This is a genomic window from Pseudomonas sp. AC463 (assembly GCF_979253585.1).
This window is the reverse complement of the sequence record NZ_CEEDDZ010000001.1, coordinates 249,272-268,259: the sequence shown is the minus strand read 5'-3', so window position 1 is coordinate 268,259 and position 18,988 is coordinate 249,272. Positions and strand designations below refer to the sequence as shown.

At 61.3% G+C, this 18,988-nt stretch carries 15 protein-coding genes; 12 read left to right on the top strand and 3 right to left on the bottom strand.

The window, feature by feature from the left end:
- Positions 1–47: 47 nt before the first annotated feature.
- Positions 48–2,498, top strand: a complete 2,451-nt coding sequence (locus AC0IYH_RS01285; protein WP_471832746.1) for a UvrD-helicase domain-containing protein — start codon at positions 48–50, stop codon at positions 2,496–2,498.
- Positions 2,499–2,572: 74 nt separating this feature from the next.
- Here AC0IYH_RS01285 and AC0IYH_RS01280 read toward each other — a convergent pair whose 3' ends face one another.
- A complete protein-coding gene (locus AC0IYH_RS01280) occupies positions 2,573–2,845 on the bottom strand; it encodes a DUF1652 domain-containing protein (protein ID WP_026013572.1) in 273 nt (90 codons plus the stop codon).
- 257 nt (positions 2,846–3,102) lie between these two features.
- Between AC0IYH_RS01280 and AC0IYH_RS01275 the strand changes: the two genes are divergently transcribed.
- From AC0IYH_RS01275 to AC0IYH_RS01235, 9 genes are all read left to right on the top strand, one after another.
- Complete coding sequence (locus AC0IYH_RS01275; protein WP_116628010.1) at positions 3,103–3,912, top strand: helix-turn-helix domain-containing protein; 810 nt, start codon at positions 3,103–3,105, stop codon at positions 3,910–3,912.
- 49 nt (positions 3,913–3,961) lie between these two features.
- On the top strand, positions 3,962–5,368 hold the full coding sequence (locus tag AC0IYH_RS01270) for an NAD(P)/FAD-dependent oxidoreductase (RefSeq protein ID WP_471832745.1): 1,407 nt from the start codon (positions 3,962–3,964) through the stop codon (positions 5,366–5,368).
- Between the two features lie 26 nt (positions 5,369–5,394).
- Positions 5,395–5,736 carry a cupin domain-containing protein gene (locus AC0IYH_RS01265; RefSeq protein ID WP_471832744.1) on the top strand — a complete coding sequence of 114 codons (342 nt, stop codon included), beginning with the start codon at positions 5,395–5,397 and terminating at the stop codon, positions 5,734–5,736.
- Between the two features lie 60 nt (positions 5,737–5,796).
- Positions 5,797–6,876 (top strand): polyamine ABC transporter substrate-binding protein, encoded by a 1,080-nt coding sequence (locus AC0IYH_RS01260; RefSeq protein ID WP_116628007.1) that lies wholly within the window; start codon positions 5,797–5,799, stop codon positions 6,874–6,876.
- A 400-nt stretch (positions 6,877–7,276) separates the two neighbouring features.
- Positions 7,277–8,710, top strand: coding sequence for a serralysin family metalloprotease (locus AC0IYH_RS01255; protein WP_122772177.1), 1,434 nt, complete (start codon positions 7,277–7,279; stop codon positions 8,708–8,710).
- Positions 8,711–8,759: 49 nt separating this feature from the next.
- A complete protein-coding gene (locus AC0IYH_RS01250; protein WP_471832743.1) occupies positions 8,760–9,128 on the top strand; it encodes a protease inhibitor Inh/omp19 family protein in 369 nt (122 codons plus the stop codon).
- Between the two features lie 92 nt (positions 9,129–9,220).
- A complete protein-coding gene (locus AC0IYH_RS01245; RefSeq protein WP_471832742.1) occupies positions 9,221–10,972 on the top strand; it encodes a type I secretion system permease/ATPase in 1,752 nt (583 codons plus the stop codon).
- On the top strand, positions 10,969–12,270 hold the full coding sequence (locus AC0IYH_RS01240) for an HlyD family type I secretion periplasmic adaptor subunit (RefSeq protein WP_116628003.1): 1,302 nt from the start codon (positions 10,969–10,971) through the stop codon (positions 12,268–12,270). Before AC0IYH_RS01245 ends, AC0IYH_RS01240 begins: the two co-directional genes overlap by 4 nt.
- Before the next feature lie 2 nt (positions 12,271–12,272).
- Positions 12,273–13,610 (top strand): TolC family outer membrane protein, encoded by a 1,338-nt coding sequence (locus AC0IYH_RS01235; protein WP_471832741.1) that lies wholly within the window; start codon positions 12,273–12,275, stop codon positions 13,608–13,610.
- A gap of 86 nt (positions 13,611–13,696) precedes the next feature.
- Here the strand turns inward: AC0IYH_RS01235 and AC0IYH_RS01230 are convergent, their stop codons facing one another.
- Positions 13,697–13,921, bottom strand: a complete 225-nt coding sequence (locus AC0IYH_RS01230; RefSeq protein WP_116628001.1) for a YgdI/YgdR family lipoprotein — start codon at positions 13,919–13,921, stop codon at positions 13,697–13,699.
- A 185-nt stretch (positions 13,922–14,106) separates the two neighbouring features.
- Between AC0IYH_RS01230 and AC0IYH_RS01225 the strand changes: the two genes are divergently transcribed.
- Together AC0IYH_RS01225 and AC0IYH_RS01220 are read left to right on the top strand one after the other, a co-directional pair.
- On the top strand, positions 14,107–15,756 hold the full coding sequence (locus tag AC0IYH_RS01225) for a VRR-NUC domain-containing protein (protein ID WP_471832740.1): 1,650 nt from the start codon (positions 14,107–14,109) through the stop codon (positions 15,754–15,756).
- Complete coding sequence (locus tag AC0IYH_RS01220; protein ID WP_471832739.1) at positions 15,753–18,017, top strand: ATP-dependent DNA helicase; 2,265 nt, start codon at positions 15,753–15,755, stop codon at positions 18,015–18,017. Before AC0IYH_RS01225 ends, AC0IYH_RS01220 begins: the two co-directional genes overlap by 4 nt.
- On the opposite strand, the gene AC0IYH_RS01215 is transcribed toward AC0IYH_RS01220, so the two are convergent.
- Positions 18,007–18,966, bottom strand: coding sequence for an oxidoreductase (locus tag AC0IYH_RS01215; protein ID WP_471832738.1), 960 nt, complete (start codon positions 18,964–18,966; stop codon positions 18,007–18,009). The two genes, AC0IYH_RS01220 and AC0IYH_RS01215, sit on opposite strands and share 11 nt — an antisense overlap.
- Positions 18,967–18,988: the final 22 nt, after the last annotated feature.

Here is an 18,988-nt window from a genome sequence, read left to right as displayed (position 1 = left end):
GGCGACCATGGCGCACTTGTTCAAACCAGCTCATCGCAGGAGACCGCGTGCCGCAACAAAAGCCAGATTTGCCTCCCGAACTGCGCCCCTTGGCAGACATGCCGCTGCTCAAGCGCCTTGCCGCGCGCCTGTTTGGCCATGGCCTGACACGCCTGCGCGCCCAGCACCGGTTTTCCTGGCTGCATGGGCAGGCCGACGGTTTTCGCAGCGGCCATGAGGCGGGTGTGGAATACGGTTACCGTGAAGGCAAGGCTGATGGCATTGAAGAGGGCCGGCAGGTCCTGCTGATTCGCGACTTTCGCCCGGACGAACACCGCGCACCGGGTGTCGACGACAGCCTGTTCGATGATTGGCGCCTGCCGCTGACCGCCGAGATCAAGAAACGCATCAAGGCCGACGTGGCGCGCCTGCTGCCTGCCCACGCCCAACCCAGCGCAGCGCAATGGAAGATGATCTTCAGCGATACGCCGTCGACCTCGGTAATCGCCGGCGCCGGCGCGGGTAAATCCACCTCGCTGGTGCTGCGTATCTTGCTCCTCACCTATTACCTGGGCTTTGAATTGAGCTCGATGACGGTGGTAACCTTCACCCGCGAGTCGCGCAAAGACTTCGTCAACAAGCTCATGGAGATTCTCAGCCTGTGGGGCCAACCCCTTGGTCTCAAAGAGGCCCAGGCGGTGGTGCGTACCTTTCACTCACGTATCCTGCCGATGGTGCGTAGCCTGCCGGGTTTTGAACGACTGCAAGCATTCGAGAACCTCAGCGGCGGTGTTGACGACGCCGACAGCAACCCGTTCGACCTGCGCATCGGCGACGCCCAGCGCCAACAGATGAACGCCTGCTATCACCGGCTGCAGGGCCGGCATGCGCGCTTTCGCGAGCTGATCACGCCGCTGGCCCGTCAGGGGCTGCAGCTGCGGGAGCTGGAGCGCGACCACCCGGACGTGCAGAAGCGCGTGGCGGTGACCGAATTGGCCGCCAAACGCGACGAAGAACTGTGTGACGTGATCGAGGACCTATGGTTTCGCGCCGGCGCCTGGCCGATCAAAGGCATCGAGCCAAGCCGTCAGACCTTTGAGATCAACGGCGCGCAGTTTCACTGCCACGGCTACATTGCCGAACTGGACGCATGGGTGGTGCTGGGCTTCGATTCGCGGGAAAACGCCCAGCTCAGCCGCCCGAATGCAAAATTGTCGGTGCGCGCGGAGTGGGCAGTGAAGCGCACACTGTTTCAAGCTTTCTGCCGTAAGCCACTGATATGGCTAGATAGTTATGAGTCATCCAAGCGCCTTCCAAGCAGCCTCGCTGGTGACGCCAGCGCCGGCCCCGGCTTTGATTACAAGGTCAAAGGCGAACTGGCTTCGGCGCCACTGCTGGACAGTTTTGTCGCCGCAGCCGGCTTTATCGAAAACCTTGGGCTGGACGTGCCAACTGCCGTTGGCCAGATGAGCTTCGCCAGGGACGACCCGGACCGCTTGTTCTTTGAAGCGCTGAGCATCTTCTGGAAAGCCCTGGAAGATCACCTGCTCGATCAATCGCCGCCGATCATGACCTACAACCGGATGTTCTCGCTGTTCGGCGAAAACACCCCGGAAAACCTCAAGCTGCTCAGTGACCCGCTGCTGCGGCCGATGTCGCACCTGATGATTGATGAGTTCCAGGACGTTTCGCCGCAGATCGTCTCCTGGATTCGCGCCAGCTTGCGCGAAATCCGCAGTCGCGGCCCGGCGATGCACGTAGGCCGTGGCGCGCAGCGTTCCTCGCTGCTGTGCGTGGGCGATGACTGGCAGTCGATCTACGGCTGGCGCGGCAGTTCGCCCAAGTACTTCATGGAGTTCAATCAACAATTCCCGTCGCCGAGCACCACCCGCGTGATGCTGGGTGAGAACTACCGCAGCCATCAGCACATCATCGATGCGGCCGAGCATATCGTGCGCGCCGCGCCGGCGATCCCGGGCAAAAAGGCCAAGGCCAGCGGTACTCCCAGGGCGTTGGTGCCGGTGGTGGTGCAGGAGCGCGACGATGCTGCATTGGGCCGGCAGTTACTGGAGCACTATCAAAAAGGTGAATCGGTATTAATGTTGTATCGAAAAAGTAGCGATAAGCTATTGATACAAGAGCATATTCAATCTGTAGTTAATGTGGATTCTAGCTTGCCACCCCAGGCACGTCGGTTGAAGCAACTGACCTATCACAGCGCCAAAGGCCTGCAGGCGGATGCAGTGTTTCTGCTTGGGGATTGCCAGCACCTGACCAGCTCGCCCTACAAGAACCAGGTTTATCGCATGGCGGGCCTGGGCAAGGAGGGTGACAGCGAGCCGTATGACTCGGCGCAAAAGGACGAGGTGTTGCGCCTGGCCTATGTCGGTATCACCCGGGCGGTCAGCCATTGCTATTGGTATGTGGAGAAGCCCGAGGGGCAGGCGGTGAATGTGCCGAAGGCGTCGGAGCGGGTGGATGGCACAAAGGTGTTCTTTGATGACCGGCGCGGTCAGTAAGTGAATGCAGTTCCAATGTGGGAGGGGGCTTGCCCCCTCCCACATTTTGACCCTCTATACCTGTAGGACTGTGCTCAAGCCCGCAATGACAGCGGCGGCACAAAGCATTCCAGCTCATCCTCCACCGCCTCGATAATGCGCTCCACATCCGCGGCATTCATCACCGTGGCGCAGGGTATGCCGGCGATCGCGATCAGCGTCTCACCGCTGGCGCGGTCAAACAGGCGGGCGACCATGCTGCCCGGCGCGTCCATGCTGCCTTCGAAACCCATCGGATGGAAATGCCAGCGCATCAGCTGGCAGGCGTTGGGGAACGTCACTTTGTTCATGTTGCCCACCTTGTTCATTGAGCGCTTCCTTTAGCTCGCGGCAGGGGGCCATGACCGTCACTGGTCGTGGCGTCGGAGCATTCAAAATAGCATTCGTGCGCAAACCCGAGCGCAGTTTTTTTGCCCCGTTCGGCGGTTGTTTTTCATTAAGTTGACGTGGGTCATGTCCCGCCATAAAACCAGGCAATAGGCCATTAGTCCGAAGCGTCAATCAGTCATTGAAGGTGCCGGTAAAATTCGGCAATCTCCAGGGTTTACCCGCCGCAGAGCCTTCCATGCCCGACATCGCCCCAGACGATGATTGCCAGCACACCCAAGCCACGGGCGACCTGGTTTTGCGCCACCACCTGTGTTGGCGCCATCGCGACCTTGAGGGGGTGATGTCCTACTACCACCCGGATATCCAGTACCACGATTTTTTTCAGAACCGTGTCGTCCGTTACGCCGAGTTGCGTGAGTACTTGCAAGCCAGCATGCCCCGCGAGGCCGACGAGGCGATCGAGCACACCGACCGCATCCGTGCCGATGGCGATACCGCGTTTATCCAGTACCGCATCACCTTGCGCGGTAGCCAGGGCCTGGTGTCGTTTCGCACCAGCGAGGCCATCACCGTGCGCGACGGGCTGATCTGGCGGGTCAATGAATACGCGTCCCTGGTGCATGAGCAACCGGCCCAGACACGCCGCCCCACGGTGAGCCGCCTGGGCCTGTCACCCCAGCAGTTGGGGCATATGGCCAATGACCTGCAGCAGTATTTCGAACGCAAGCAACCTTACCTGGACCCCGAACTGGACCTGCAGCGCGTGTCCAGGGAGTGTGGCTACAGCCGTAATCAGATTTCCTACTTGCTGAACAAGGTGCTGGGGTTGAGCTTCTACCGCTACGTCAACCAGTCGCGGCTCCAGCATTTGCTGGCTGCGCTGGATAAAGCCTTGCCGCCGATCAAGGTCGACGACCTGGCCTTCGCCGCCGGTTTCAACTCGTTGTCGGCGTTCTACAGTGCGTTCCGCCAACACACGGGCCAGTCGCCCAAGGCCTACGTCAAACAAATTTCCCTGCGTGCACGCGCGCAAGACAGCCCCTGACACCGCGCTCTAGGATCAACCCTATCGTAACGAGGTAGGGGAGCTTGGCATGCCGGCATGGCGCAATATCAGTTTATGGATGGACCAGTTGGACGACCCGCTGCAGGCGCGGCCGGCGCTGGAGCATGACCTGGACGTCAACGTGGCCATTATCGGCGCCGGTTACACCGGCCTGTGGACTGCCTACTACCTCAAACGCCAGGCGCCTGAACTGAAGATCGCCATCATCGAAGCGCAAACCGCCGGTTTCGGCGCTTCGGGCCGCAACGGCGGCTGGTTGATGGGCAACTTGCTGGGTGAAGACCGCCTGCTGGCAGGCCTGGCGGCCGAACAACGCCGCGCGTCCTACGACCTGTTGCACGCTATCCCCGACGAAGTCGCCCAGGTGCTGGCCCGTGAAGGCATCGACTGCGACTACCGCAAAGGCGGCGCGCTCTACTGTGCCGCGCGCTACCCCGAGCAGGAGGGCAGCCTGCGCCGCTACCTGGACAAACTCCACGCCCAGGGCCTCACCGAAGCCGACTACCGCTGGCTGAGCCCTCAGCAGCTGGCCGAACAGATCCGCATCGCCAAGCCCTATGGCGGTATCTACGCACCCCATGTCGCCACGATCAACCCGGCCAAGCTGGTGCGCGGCCTGGCGCGGGTGGTCGAGAGCATGGGCGTGCCGATTTATGAAAACAGCCCGGTCACCCATTGGCAGTCCGGCAGCCTGCGCACCGCCAACGCCAGTGTGCGCGCGGCCTGGGTGGTGCCCGCCGTGGAAGGCTACGCGAATACGTTGCCGCCGCTGGGCAGGTACCAACTGCCGGTGCAAAGCCTGATTGTGGCCACCGAGCCATTGCCGGCCAGTACCTGGGATGAAATTGGCCTGAGCCAAGGCCAGGCCTTTGGCGAGAGCAGCCGCCAGGTCACCTACGGCCAGCGCACGGCCGACAACCGCCTGGTGTTTGGCGCCCGGGGTGGCTATCAGTTTGCCGGCAAGCTGCGGCATAACTTCGATTTGACTGACAGCGAGGTGGAGCTGCGTCGCTACCTGTTCGGAGAACTCTTCCCACAGCTCAAGAACGTGCGGATTACCCATTCCTGGGGTGGCAACCTCGGCATGTCGCGCAATTTCCGACCGCACATGCTCTGCGATCCCAACACCGGCATCGCGCTCTCGGGCGGCTACGGGGGGGAGGGCGTGGGTGCCACCAACCTGGGCGGCCGAACCCTGGCCGACCTGATCCTCGGCCGCGATACGCCACTGACTCACCAGCCCTGGGTAATCCGCGAGCGTGGCCTGGACGCACTCAAGGCCTGGGAGCCCGAACCCTGCCGCTGGCTGGGCTACAACGCAATCATCCGCAGTTTTGTCCATGAAGACCAAGTGCTGGCCAACCCCAACAGCGCGCCGTGGCGCCGCAAGCTGGCCACCGGCGTGGCCGGCTTTATGGAAGGTTTCATGCAGTAAGTCGTTTCACTCACACGGGAAAACCCATGAGCATCACTCAATTCAAAGACACCCTGAACGCCCACCTGCCGGACTCCTCACCGGTGGCCGTGCCCTTGGGCGAGCCAGTCGCCGTGGCCTCGACCCTGAGCGTGGAGCGTACCGACGGCGTCGAAACCGGCATCTGGGAATGCACCCCGGGCCGCTGGCGTCGACAGATCAAATCCCAGGAGTTTTGCCACTTTATCCAGGGCCGCTGCACCTTCACCCCCGACAGCGGTGAAACCGTTCACATAGAAGCCGGCGATGCACTGATGTTGCCGGCCAACAGCACCGGGATCTGGGATATCCAGGCAACCGTGCGCAAGACCTACGTATTGATTCTGTAACGCTTTGATCCTTGATCGCCTGCCATAAAAACAGCCCTAAAACCGCCAGGAAATCGAACCATGAAAGCCATTGCCCTGTTGCCCTTGATGTTGGTGGCCTCTATCAGCCAGGCCGCCGAGACGGTGAAAATCTACAACTGGTCGGACTACATCGCCCCGGACACCACCAAGAATTTCCAGAAAGAAACCGGCATCGGTTTTACCTACGACGTTTACGACAGCAATGAAACGCTGGACGGCAAGTTGATGACCGGTAAATCGGGTTACGACGTGGTGTTCCCGTCCAACCATTTCATGGCCCGGCAGATCCAGGGCGGCGCACTCAAAAAGCTCGACAAAAGCCAACTGCCCAACTGGAAAAACCTCAACCCGGTTTTGCTCAAGGCCCTGGAAAACAACGACCCGGGCAATGCCCACGGCTTCCCGTACCTGTGGGGCAGCACCGGCATTGGCTACAACATCGACAAGGTCAAGGCGGTGCTGGGTGACAACGCCCCGGTAGATTCCTGGGACTTGATCTTCAAGCCCGAGAACATGGCCAAGCTGCAAAAATGCGGCGTGGCGATCCTCGACAACGGCCCGGAATTGCTGCCCGCCGCGCTGAATTACCTGGGCCTGCCGCACCACAGCAAGAAGGCCGAGGACTATAAGAAGGCCGAAGAGCTGCTGATGAAAGTGCGGCCGTACGTGGCGTATTTCCATTCCTCGAAATACACCGCCGACCTGGCCAACGGCGATATCTGCGTGGCCGTCGGCTTCTCCGGCGACATCCTGCAAGCCGAAAGCCGTGCCAAGGAAGCCAAGAACGGTGTGAACATTGGCTACAACATTCCCAAGGAAGGCGCCGCGATCTGGTTCGACATGGTCGCCATGCCCGTCGATGCGCCTGACGAAAAAGCCGGCTACGCGTTCATGAATTACCTGCTGCGCCCGGAAGTGATGGCCAGCATCACCAACTACGTGCACTACGCCAATGGCAACCAAGCCGCTGACAGCCTGGTGGAGCCGGCGATCAAGGCGGATACCAAGGTGTACCCGAGCCCGGAAATGATGGGCAAGTTGTTTGCGCTGGAGGCGATGCCGTTGAATATCGATCGGGTGCGTACGCGGGTGTGGAACACCATTCGTACCGGCCGCTGAACTGGCGACAGTGTTTGTATGCTTGTCCCGGTTATAGGGGTCAACTCAGATTTTAAGTAGGGGTAGTGGCTGTTTAATGTTGCCAATGGCACTGTGGCAATTAATTGGATCCATTATTCAACTAAGCCGCCCAACTTGGGCGGCTTTACCTCTATTTAATATTTAAATAAGTGCCCGTGTCTTTTGTCGGACAGAATTGAATCCGCCCAATAAATACGGCCTTGCACTGGCTGATGTTATTTACACAGCATGTTTTTGCCGCCTAAATAGATGTAGACGAATGTTTTCAAGTTGTGTCAGTTTTCTTACGCCTTCAAAAGAGGCGAGTGATAGGACGATCTCGCCCGCGGGGTTCCTATCGATCAAAGACTGATGCACTTGCAAACAAGGAAGTACGTTTATGTCAAAAGTTAAAGACAAGGCTATCGTGTCGGCGGCGCAAGCCAGCACCGCTTACTCGCAAATCGATAGCTTCAGCCATCTGTATGACCGTGGCGGCAACCTCACGGTCAATGGCAAACCGTCCTACACCGTCGACCAGGCGGCCACCCAGCTGCTGCGCGACGGTGCCGCCTACCGGGACGCTGATGGCAACGGCAAGATCGATCTGACTTACACCTTCCTGACCTCGGCCTCCTCGAGCACCATGAACAAACATGGCATCTCCGGGTTCAGCCAGTTCAGCGCCCAGCAGAAAGCCCAGGCCGTGCTGGCCATGCAATCCTGGGCCGATGTGGCCAATGTCACCTTCACCGAGAAAGCCAGCGGCGGTGACGGCCACATGACCTTCGGCAACTACAGCGGCGGCCAGGACGGCGCGGCGGCCTTCGCCTACCTGCCCGGCACCGGCGCGGGCTACGACGGCACCTCGTGGTACCTGACCAACAGCAGCTACACGCCGAACAAAACCCCGGACCTGAACAACTATGGCCGGCAGACCCTGACCCACGAAATCGGCCACACCCTCGGCCTGGCCCACCCTGGCGACTACAACGCCGGCAATGGCAACCCGACCTACAACGACGCGACCTATGGACAGGACACGCGCGGCTACAGCCTCATGAGTTACTGGAGCGAGAGCAACACCAACCAGAACTTCAGCAAAGGCGGGGTCGAGGCCTATGCGTCCGCGCCGCTGATCGACGACATCGCGGCGATCCAGAAGCTCTACGGCGCCAACTACAACACCCGCGCCGGCGACACCACCTACGGCTTCAACTCCAATACCGGGCGCGATTTCCTCAGCGCTACGTCGAACGCCGACAAGCTGGTGTTCTCGGTGTGGGACGGCGGCGGCAACGACACCCTGGACTTCTCCGGTTTTACCCAGAACCAGAAGATCAACCTCAATGAGGCCTCGTTCTCCGACGTTGGCGGCCTGGTGGGCAACGTGTCCATCGCCAAGGGCGTGACCGTCGAGAATGCGTTCGGTGGCGCGGGCAACGACCTGATCATCGGTAACAACGCAGCCAACGTGATCAAGGGCGGCGCCGGCAATGACCTGATCTACGGCGGCGGCGGGGCAGACCAGTTGTGGGGCGGCGCGGGCAACGACACCTTTGTGTTCGGCGCCAGTTCCGACTCCAGGCCGGGTGCGGCGGACAAGATCTTTGACTTTACCTCGGGTTCAGACAAGATCGACCTCAGCGGCATCACCAAGGGCGCGGGCCTGACCTTCGTCAACGCGTTTACCGGGCATGCCGGCGACGCGGTACTGACCTACGCCGCAGGTACCAACCTGGGCACCTTGGCGGTCGACTTCTCCGGGCACGGCGTGGCGGATTTCCTCGTCACCACCGTCGGCCAGGCGGCGGTCAGCGACATCGTGGCGTGATGCACGGGCGCGGCGTTTCGGCGCCGCGCCTTGCACAGGGAGCGTGAACATGCGGCGTTTTTTCAATTCGATCACCGGCGTTGTGCAGGTGATGTTCGTGTCGGCAGGAGCCCACGTCATGGCGAGCAGTCTTGTTTTACCCACCAGCGCCCAACTGGCCGGGCACTGGCAGTTGCATCAGGCGGATCAGGTCTGCGCCCTGGACCTGCTGGAACCGGCGAATGCCCTGGGCGGCGATGTCGCCTGTGTGGCGCAATGGTTGGGGGACAGGCCCCTGAGCTGGTCGCCGACCCCCGACGGCATCTGGCTGATGAATGCCGAGGGCAGTGGCATTACCCATCTGAATCGGCAGAAAGAAGGTGAGTATCAGGGGCGTACGCCTTCCGGCGCGTTAGTTGTATTGCACCGCGCACCTTAGTTAGCGTTAAACCCGGTTTTATTAGTTGGCCGCCCCGACATCGGGGACGGGCAGCTTTTGCGCGTCGTTTGGTTCAAGGAAGATCATTAGTTATGGCCAAGCCCACTGCCGTGGCGCCGTTATTCAAAGCGCTGGGTGAATACAAGAGCATCCTGATCAGTGTTGGCTGCTTCACGGCACTGATTAACCTGTTGATGCTGGTGCCGTCGATTTACATGCTGCAAGTGTACGACCGGGTATTGTCCTCGCAGAATGAAACCACCCTGGTGATGTTGACGCTGATGGTCGTGGGGTTCTTCGCGTTTATAGGCACCCTGGAAGTTATCCGCAGTTTTATCGTGATCCGCATCGGCAGCCAGTTGGAGCGGCGTTTCAACTTGCGCGTGTACAAGGCCGCGTTTGAACGCAACCTGCAGCGCGGCCAGGGGCATGCCGGGCAGTCGCTGGGGGATTTGACCCATATTCGCCAGTTCATCACCGGGCCGGCGCTGTTCGCGTTTTTTGACGCGCCGTGGTTTCCCATCTACCTGTTTGTGATTTTCCTGTTCAACATCTGGCTCGGCGTATTGGCCACGGCCGGTGCCGTGCTGCTGATTGGCCTGGCGTGCCTGAATGAGTACCTGACCAAAAAGCCGCTGGGCGAGGCCAGCGGCTACTCCCAGCAATCGACGCAGTTGGCCACCAGCCATTTGCACAATGCCGAGACCATCCAGGCCATGGGCATGCTCGGCGCGTTGCGCGCACGCTGGTTTGCCGTGCACTCGCAATTCCTGGGCTTGCAGAACAGCGCCAGCGACACCGGCTCGGTGATCACCTCCTTGAGCAAGTCCCTGCGCCTGTGCCTGCAATCGCTGGTGCTGGGCCTGGGCGCGTTGCTGGTGATCCGCGGCGATATGACCGCCGGGATGATGATTGCCGGTTCCATCCTGATGGGCCGCGTGCTCAGCCCCATCGACCAGTTGATTGCGGTGTGGAAGCAATGGAGTTCGGCCAAGCTGGCCTACCAGCGCCTGGACGAGTTGCTGCGCGAGTTCCCGCCGGACAGTGAGCCGATGAAGTTGCCAGCGCCCAAGGGACAGGTCAGCTTTGAACAGGTCAGCGCGGGCCCGCCGGGGCGGCGCTTGGCCACGCTGCAGCAGGTCAGCTTCAACCTCGGCGCGGGCGAGGTGCTGGGCGTGCTCGGTGCCTCGGGCTCGGGTAAATCCACACTGGCCCGCGTGCTGGTGGGTGTGTGGCCAACCCTGGCCGGCACCGTGCGCCTGGACGGTGCGGATATCCATCGCTGGGACCGTGACGACCTCGGCCCACATATTGGCTATCTGCCTCAGGACATCGAACTGTTCAGCGGCAGCATCGCCGACAACATCGCGCGCTTTCGCGAGGCAGATCCGGCATTGGTGGTGCAGGCCGCGCAGCAAGCCGGTGTGCATGAATTGATCCTGCGCTTGCCCCAGGGCTACGACACGCTGCTGGGCGACAACGGCGGTGGCCTGTCCGGCGGCCAGAAACAACGCGTGGCCCTGGCCCGCGCGCTGTACGGCGGGCCGAGCCTGATCGTGCTGGATGAGCCTAACTCCAACCTGGACACGGTCGGTGAAGCGGCGTTGGCCAGCGCCATCGTGCAGATGAAAGCCCAGGGCAGCAGCGTGGTGCTGGTCACCCATCGTTCTTCGGCGCTGGCCCAGGCCGACAAGCTGCTGGTGCTCAGCGACGGGCACTTGCAGGCGTTCGGGCCGAGCCAGGAGGTGCTGCGCGCGTTGTCCGGTCAGCAGGAAGCGCCCAAGGAAAAGACTGGGGTGAGTTTCAGTCGTCAGTATCAAGCCGCAAGGAATCCAGGCGCATGAGCAGTATCACTTTGGAGCAACGCGACGCGCGGTTTTTCGTGCGTTTGGGCTGGTGGCTGACAGTACTCGGCGCCGGTGGGTTTTTCCTCTGGGCCAGCCTCGCGCCGCTGGATCAGGGCATTCCGGTGCAGGGCACAGTGGTGGTGTCGGGCAAGCGCAAGGCCGTGCAAACCTTCAGCCCCGGCGTGGTCAGCCGGATATTGGTGAAGGAGGGCGAGGCCGTGAAGCAGGGCCAGCCGTTGTTTCGTCTCGACCAGACCCAGCACCAGGCTGATGTGCAATCCCTGCAAGCCCAATACCGCATGGCCTGGGCCAGCGTAGCCCGCTGGCAGAGCGAGCGCGATAACCAGGCCGGCATCGTGTTTCCGTCTGAGTTGAGCAACCATCCCGACCCGGCCCTGGCGTTGGTGCTCGAAGGCCAGCGACAGTTGTTCAGCAGCCGTCGCGAGGCGTTTTCCCGTGAACAGGCGGGGATCCGTGCCAATATCGATGGCGCCACTGCGCAACTCGGCGGTATGCGCCGTGCCCGCAGCGACCTGAGCGCCCAGGCCCAATCCCTGCGCGACCAATTGGCCAACCTGCAACCCCTGGCCGACAACGGCTACATCCCGCGTAACCGATTGATGGAGTATCAGCGCCAGTTATCCCAGGTGCAGCAGGACCTGGCGCAGAACAGTGGTGAAAGCGGGCGGGTGGAGCAGGGCATCCTTGAATCGCGTCTGAAATTGCAACAGCACAGCGAGGAATACCAGAAGGAGGTGCGCAGCCAGCTCGCCGACGCGCAGTTGCGCAGCCTGACCCTGGAGCAGCAACTCACCTCGGCGGGTTTCGACCTGCAACACAGCGAAATCAATGCGCCGGCCGATGGCATCGCGGTAAACCTCAGCGTGCACACTGAGGGCGCCGTGGTGCGTGCCGGGGAAACCCTGCTGGAGATCGTGCCTCAGGGCACGCAACTGGAAGTGGAAGGGCACCTGCCGGTGCACTTGGTGGACAAGGTCGGCACGCACCTGCCGGTGGATATCCTGTTCACCGCTTTCAATCAGAGCCGCACCCCGCGAGTGCCGGGGGAGGTCAGCCTGATTTCCGCCGACCAGATGCTGGATGAGAAGACCGGCGCGCCGTATTACGTGCTGCGCACCACGGTCAGCGCGGCGGCGCTGGAGAAACTCCAGGGTTTGGTGATCAAGCCGGGCATGCCCGCCGAGATGTTCGTGCGCACCGGCGAACGCTCGTTGCTCAACTACCTGTTCAAGCCGTTGCTGGACCGCGCCGGCTCCGCGTTGACCGAGGAATGAACATGAAAACTGTGTTCATCGCCTTACTGCTGATCAGCGCCAATGCCCAGGCGGCCATGGGCCCGTTCGACGTGTACGAGCAGGCCTTGCGCAATGACCCGGTATTCCTGGGTGCCATCAAGGAGCGCGACGCCGGCCTGGAAAACCGCAGCATCGGCCGCGCCGGCCTGCTGCCCAAGCTGTCCTATAACTACAACAAGGGCCGCAACAACTCCCAGGCCACCTTGCCCGACGGGCGCGGCGGCAGTTACCACGACGACCGCAACTACAACAGCTACGGCTCGACCTTCAGCCTGCAACAGCCGCTGTTCGACTACGAGGCCTACGCCAACTACCGCAAAGGCGTGGCCCAGGCGCTGTTCGCCGATGAGAGCTTTCGCGACAAAAGCCAGGCGCTGCTGGTGCGGGTGCTGAGTTATTACACCCAGGCGCTGTTTGCCCAGGATCAGATCGACATAGCCCGTGCGAAAAAGAAAGCCTTCGAGCAGCAGTTCCAGCAGAACCGGCATTTGTTCGAGCAAGGCGAGGGCACGCGCACCGATATTCTCGAAGCCGAGTCGCGGTATGAATTGGCTACGGCCGAAGAGATCCAGGCGCTGGATGAGCAGGATGCATCTCTACGCGAACTGGGGGCGTTGATTGGTGTGCAAAGCGTCAACATCCAGGACCTGGCGCCGCTGAACAAGGGGTTTGCCGCGTTCACTTTGGCGCCGGCCAACTACGATACCTGGCATGAACTGGCGATCAGCAATAATCCCACGCTCGCGTCCCAGCGCCAGGCCCTGGAAGTGGCGCGTTATGAAGTGGAGCGCAACCGCGCCGGGCATTTGCCCAAGGTCACCGCCTATGCCAGCTCGCGCCAACAGGAGTCGGACAGCGGCAACACCTATAACCAGCGCTATGACACCAATACCATTGGCGTCGAGGTCAGCGTGCCACTGTATGCCGGCGGCGGCATCTCGGCGTCCACGCGCCAGGCCAGCCGCGCCATGGAGCAGGCCGAGTACGAGCTGGAAGGCAAGACCCGCGAAACCCTGATCGAGTTGCGCCGACAGTTCAGTGCCTGCCTGTCGGGGGTGAGCAAGTTGCGCGCTTATCAGAAGGCGCTTGCGTCGGCTGAAGCGCTGGTGGTGTCGACCCAGCACAGCATTCTGGGTGGCGAGCGGGTCAATCTGGATGCGTTGAATGCTGAGCAGCAGTTGTACAGCACGCGTCGTGATCTGGCGCAGGCGCGGTATGACTATTTGATGGCCTGGACCCGGTTGCATTATTACGCGGGGAATTTGCGGGATACTGACCTGGCGAAGGTGGATGAGGCGTTTGGGCCGGTGCGGAACTGACCTGAGATGATGCTGGACTTGGAATGCAGTCCAAATGTGGGAGGGGGCAAGCCCCCTCCCACATTTGATTGATTTTGTGAGGGGGATCAGTTTTCTTTGCGGACGGTGGCTACGTCGTCGGCTTTGACGCGGACGCGCTTGCCGGCAATGTCGGTGAATTCGTAGAAACCATCGGCCGTCTTGGTTTTTGGGGTGTCCTTGGTCAAATACTGTGTGCCATTTTGCAGTGTCACTACGGTTTGCGTCGCGCAACCGGCCAATAGCAGAAAAGTGAGTGCAACCAGGGGCAGACCCAAATTCTTCATGTTCATAACCCTTACCTTTAACCCTGAAAAATCCCACGCCGTGGGCGCGGGCCACAAATGTTACGCGATTGACTCCCCATCTGATCGCTTTTATGCGGAAAGTTGCCTGCGCCATTTATCTATTACAGATTGCAACAAGGCTTTTGCAGCGGCACTCTGTATGCATAACCAGTATTTGATCATTGCGTACCATGGCCAATCCCCTCGACGACCCGCTCTATTACCTGCATAACTTCCGCCAGGTCCTGCATTGGCTGGGGCAACGCTATGCGGATTTGCTTGACCCTGACGAACAGCATTTCATTCAGCAATTTGACAGGTTGCCGCAAGCGTCCCAGGCCTTGCTGGTGCGCATGGTGATGCGCAAGGGTGTGCATTTTCGTGCGGGTAAGCTCAGTTATCTGGAGATCGGTTGCCCGCATGTCGCGGTCGGCCCGTTGCTGGAATTAGGCTGGGTGGATGCGCAGTGTTCGCTGGCCTTTGAAGAACTGTTCGCCTTGGTGCAAAAAAGCGAACTGCTGGGCGCCTTCAAACCCTGGATCGAGCACCCCAAAGGCAAAAAAGCCGACTGGCTGGACGGGTTGGCCGCGCAGTTCACCGAGCCGCGCAGTTTTGCCGATTGGTGCCCAGACCTCGCCGACAGCCTGTACAGCCTTACCGTCATGGACTTGTGCGACCGCCTGCGCCTGATGTTTTTCGGCAACATGCACCAGGACTGGTCCGAGTTCATACTGGCTGACCTTGGCATCTACACCTATGAAAAAGTCGAAATCTGCGCCGAGTCACGTGGTTTGCGTAGCCGTGCCGACGTGCTTGGCTACCTGTTCCTGCATCAATGCCAGCAGGGGTTTGAGGCCGGCGAAGCGCTGGACGACGTGCTGGCCCGAGTGGCCACGCTTTGCACCGACAACCCCTGGCTGGAAAAGCGCCGCGCCAAGCTGTTGTTCCAGATGGGGCAATATTGTGAGCGCAGCGCCGAACTGGACCTGGCGCAGCAGATCTACCGCTCCTGCGCATACCCTGGCGCTCGCGCGCGGCTGATTCGCGTGCTGGAGCGCCAGGAGGACTACGCCCAGGCCATGGCCCTGGCAACCGCGGCGCAACAAGCCCCGCAAACCCCCGCCGAGCTGCAGCACCTGCAACGGGTGCTGCCACGCCTGCGGCGCAAACTCGGTGAACCGGCGCTGCCCAAGACCAAGCCCCGGCCTGTCACGCGCCTGGACCTGGAAATCGCCTTGCTCGAACCGCTGGTGTCGGTGGAATACTGTGTGCAGGCCCACCTCAGCGAGCCCGAGGCTCCGGTGCACTATGTGGAAAATGGCCTGATCAATTCGCTGTTTGGCCTGCTGTGCTGGGAGGCGATTTTCGCGCCGTTGCCGGGCTCGTTTTTCCATCCGTTCCAGCGTGGCCCGGCGGATTTGCACAGCGAAGACTTCCACGCGCGGCGCGCGCCGCTGTTTGCCGCGTGTTTCGAGCAATTGCAGGATGAGCGCTACAAGGCCAGCATCCGCCAGCGCTACAGCGAGAAGTGGGGCATCCAGTCACCTTTTGTATTCTGGAACCTGCTCACCGAAGAACTGCTGGAACAAGCCCTGGACTGCCTGCCCGCCGCACACCTGCGCCACTGGTTCGAGCGGCTGTTGCTGGATATCCGCGCCAACCGCGCGGGCATGCCCGACCTGATCCAGTTCTGGCCCGCGCAAAAGACCTACCGCATGATCGAGGTCAAGGGGCCCGGCGACCGCCTGCAAGACAACCAACTGCGCTGGCTGGAATTCTGCGGCGAAAACCAGATGCCGGTCACCGTCTGCTACGTGCGCTGGGCGGAGCTGCCGGCTTGAGCTACACCGTGGCCGTGCGTGCGTTGTGTGAGTTCACGGCCAAGGTCGGCGATCTCGACCTGCGCTTCACACCGTCGCCCAGCGCCCAGGAAGGCATTGCCGGCCATCGCACCGTCGCCTCGCGGCGCAGCGCGCACTATCAGAATGAAGTGGCCCTGGAAGGCGAGTATCAGCAGTTGAAGGTGCGGGGCAGGGCAGACGGCTACGACCCGGACGCCAACCGCCTCGAAGAGGTAAAAACCTATCGCGGCGACCTCGACGCCCAACCCGCGAACCATCGGCAACTGCATTGGGCCCAGGCCAAGGTGTATGGCTGGTTGATGTGCCGCAAGCTCGGTCTCAGCGAAATCAACGTGGCGCTGGTGTATTTCGATATCGTCGGCGAGGGCGAAACCCTGCTCAACCAGCATTTCCAGGCGGCCGAGCTGGAGCCGTTCTTCAACCAGCAATGCGCGCTGTTCCTCGGCTGGGCCCGGCAGGAAATGCAGCACCGCGAAGCGCGCAACCATGGCGCACAAGCCTTGGGTTTTCCTCATGCGGACTTTCGCCCTGGCCAGCGCCACCTGGCCGAATCGGTGTACAAGGCGATCACCACCGGGCGCTGCCTGATGGCCCAGGCGCCTACCGGAATCGGCAAAACCATTGGCACCATTTTTCCATTGCTCAAGGCCTTGGCGCCGCAGCAACTGGACAAGGTGTTCTTTCTGACCGCCAAGACGCCTGGCCGCAAGCTGGCCCTCGATGCGTCCCAGGTATTGTTCACCAGCAGCCCCGACCTGCAACTGCGGGTACTCGAACTGGTGGCCCGGGACAAAGCCTGCGAACACCTGGACAAAGCCTGCCACGGCGATTCCTGCCCGTTGGCCAAGGGTTTCTACGATCGTTTGCCTGCCGCGCGGATCGCCGCGTCCAAAGTGCGCCTGCTCAACCAGCGTAACCTGCGCGACGTGGCCCTGGCCCATGACGTTTGCCCCTATTACCTGAGCCAGGAAATGGCACGCTGGGCCGACCTGGTGGTCGCCGACTACAACTATTATTTCGACTTTGGCGCCATGCTCTTCGGCCTCGCCCAGCTCAACCAGTGGCGCGCGGCGGTGCTGGTGGACGAAGCCCACAACCTGGTGGAGCGCGCCCGCTCGATGTACAGCGCCAGCCTCGACCAATACAGCCTCAAGACCCTGCGCGACACGGCCCCCGAGCCCTTGAAGAAACCCTTGCAGCGCCTGAACCGCGAATGGAACGCGCTGCACAAGGACCAGCTCGCGTCGTACCAGGCCTATGCCACCCGCCCGGAAAAACTCCTGCAGGCCCTGAGCCTGTGCGCCCGCGCCATGGGCGACTACTTCAACGACCATCCCGAAGCGTTGGCCGGCGACCTGCAAGCCTTCTACTTTGAAGCGCTGCAGTTCGCCAAGGTGGCCGAGCTGTTCAACGAGCACTTTATCTTCGATATCAGCAAGCGCCAGTTCAGTGGCAAACGCAGCAGCTCAACCCTGTGCCTGCGCAATGTGGTGCCCGCCGAATTCCTGCGGCCGCGCTTGACGGCGGCGCGCAGCAGCGTGCTGTTTTCCGCCACGTTGAGCCCGCGTCACTATTACGCCGACCTTTTGGGTTTGCCGGCGGACACCGCGTGGATCGATGTGGAATCACCGTTCAAGGCCGAGCAATTGCACGTGCGCATCGTCGATGAGATTTCGACGCGGTTTGTGCATCGCGACGCCTCGCTGGAACCCATTGTCGAGCTGATTGCCCGCCAATTCGCGCAACAACCGGGTAACTACCTGGCGTTTTTTTCCAGCTTTGACTACCTGCAACAAGTGGCGCAACTGCTGGCCGAACGTTACCCGCAAGTTCCGCTCTGGCAGCAGTCGCGCGGCATGGCCGAGGCCGAGCGCCAGGCATTTCTCGACCAGTTCACCGAGCACAGCCAGGGCATCGGCTTTGCCGTACTCGGCGGTGCGTTCGGCGAGGGCATCGACTTGCCCGGCGCGCGTTTGATCGGCGCGTTTATCGCCACCTTGGGCTTGCCGCAGCTGAACCCGGTCAACGAGCAAATGAAGCTGCGCATGGGCGCGATCTTTGGCGCCGGTTATGACTACACGTATTTGTACCCCGGCATCCAGAAGGTGGTGCAGGCTGCGGGCCGGGTGATCCGCAGCCAGCACGACCGCGGCGTGGTGATGTTGATCGACGACCGCTTCGGCGAGGCGCGGGTGCGCCAGTTGTTGCCACGTTGGTGGGCGCCCGCGACTAAAGCCTGACGCCACTCAGTTCCTCGCTCAGCGCCCATAACTGCTCGGCCTGTTCCGGGTCTATGGCCCAAGGGTGTACGCCGCTGCGCCCGGTTTCATCCTGCGTGGGGCTGGCCACCTCACAGTCCTCGCAATACAGGCCGCCCAGCCCGTCGAGTTGAGGGCTGACGCCGCACCACACCATTGTCGCCGCACCTTGCTGCGGGCTTTTGTAATGACTGGCCGCGCGAATATTGCCGAGCTCATCCAATGCGCCGACGAATGCCAGGTCTTGCTTGTCCAGGTAACGAACCAGGTCGGTGAGAATCTCGCCGGGGTGTACGGAAAAGGCCCGCACGCCATGGGCCTTGCCACGCTGGTCAAGTGCCACGGCAAACAGCGCGTTGGCGGTTTTTGACTGGCCGTACGCGAGCCATTTTTCATACGGGCGGCGGTCAAATTGCGGGTCGTCGAAATGCAGCGGGCTCAGCCGATGCCCCAGGGATGAGACCGCGACCACGCGTGCACCGTTTGCTTTGCACAAGGCCGGCCACAGCTGTGTGGTCAGTTGGAAGTGGCCCAAATGATTGGTGGCAAACTGCGCTTCCAGGCCATTGGCGTTGCGTTGCAATGGGGTTGCCATGATCCCGGCGCTGTTGATCAACAGATGCAAGGCGCGGCCGGAGGCCAGGAACGTCTGGGCGAAATGCTCGATGGACGCCGCGTCAAGCAAATCCAGGCTGGCCAGCTCGACGCCGAGGATGCCGCGCAAATTGCGCTCGGCTTTGAGCGTGTCGCGGGCGGGCACTATCACCTGTGCACCAGCGCCCGCCAACGCCCGTACCGCTTCCAGGCCAATGCCGGAATAACCGCCGGTAACGATGCAGGTCATACCCTGTAAATCTTTACCCGCCAATGCTTGTGTCGCCGTTGTTGCACTGTCGAATCCACTGTCGATAGGGGTTTGTTTGCTGGTCATAAGGCCTCTCCATTCAGGGAGG

Bases quoted from the DNA above. Each gene is read 5' to 3' on its own strand.
- AC0IYH_RS01280 (WP_026013572.1), bottom strand. From the start codon at position 2,845: ATGAACAAGGTGGGCAACATGAACAAAGTGACGTTCCCCAACGCCTGC.
- AC0IYH_RS01240 (WP_116628003.1), top strand. From the start codon at position 10,969: ATGAGCAGTATCACTTTGGAGCAACGCGACGCGCGGTTTTTCGTGCGT.
- AC0IYH_RS01265 (WP_471832744.1), top strand. From the start codon at position 5,395: ATGAGCATCACTCAATTCAAAGACACCCTGAACGCCCACCTGCCGGAC.
- AC0IYH_RS01225 (WP_471832740.1), top strand. From the start codon at position 14,107: ATGGCCAATCCCCTCGACGACCCGCTCTATTACCTGCATAACTTCCGC.
- AC0IYH_RS01235 (WP_471832741.1), top strand. From the start codon at position 12,273: ATGAAAACTGTGTTCATCGCCTTACTGCTGATCAGCGCCAATGCCCAG.
- AC0IYH_RS01245 (WP_471832742.1), top strand. From the start codon at position 9,221: ATGGCCAAGCCCACTGCCGTGGCGCCGTTATTCAAAGCGCTGGGTGAA.
- AC0IYH_RS01230 (WP_116628001.1), bottom strand. From the start codon at position 13,921: ATGAACATGAAGAATTTGGGTCTGCCCCTGGTTGCACTCACTTTTCTG.
- AC0IYH_RS01255 (WP_122772177.1), top strand. From the start codon at position 7,277: ATGTCAAAAGTTAAAGACAAGGCTATCGTGTCGGCGGCGCAAGCCAGC.
- AC0IYH_RS01250 (WP_471832743.1), top strand. From the start codon at position 8,760: ATGCGGCGTTTTTTCAATTCGATCACCGGCGTTGTGCAGGTGATGTTC.
- AC0IYH_RS01275 (WP_116628010.1), top strand. From the start codon at position 3,103: ATGCCCGACATCGCCCCAGACGATGATTGCCAGCACACCCAAGCCACG.
- AC0IYH_RS01270 (WP_471832745.1), top strand. From the start codon at position 3,962: ATGCCGGCATGGCGCAATATCAGTTTATGGATGGACCAGTTGGACGAC.
- AC0IYH_RS01260 (WP_116628007.1), top strand. From the start codon at position 5,797: ATGAAAGCCATTGCCCTGTTGCCCTTGATGTTGGTGGCCTCTATCAGC.
- AC0IYH_RS01215 (WP_471832738.1), bottom strand. From the start codon at position 18,966: ATGACCAGCAAACAAACCCCTATCGACAGTGGATTCGACAGTGCAACA.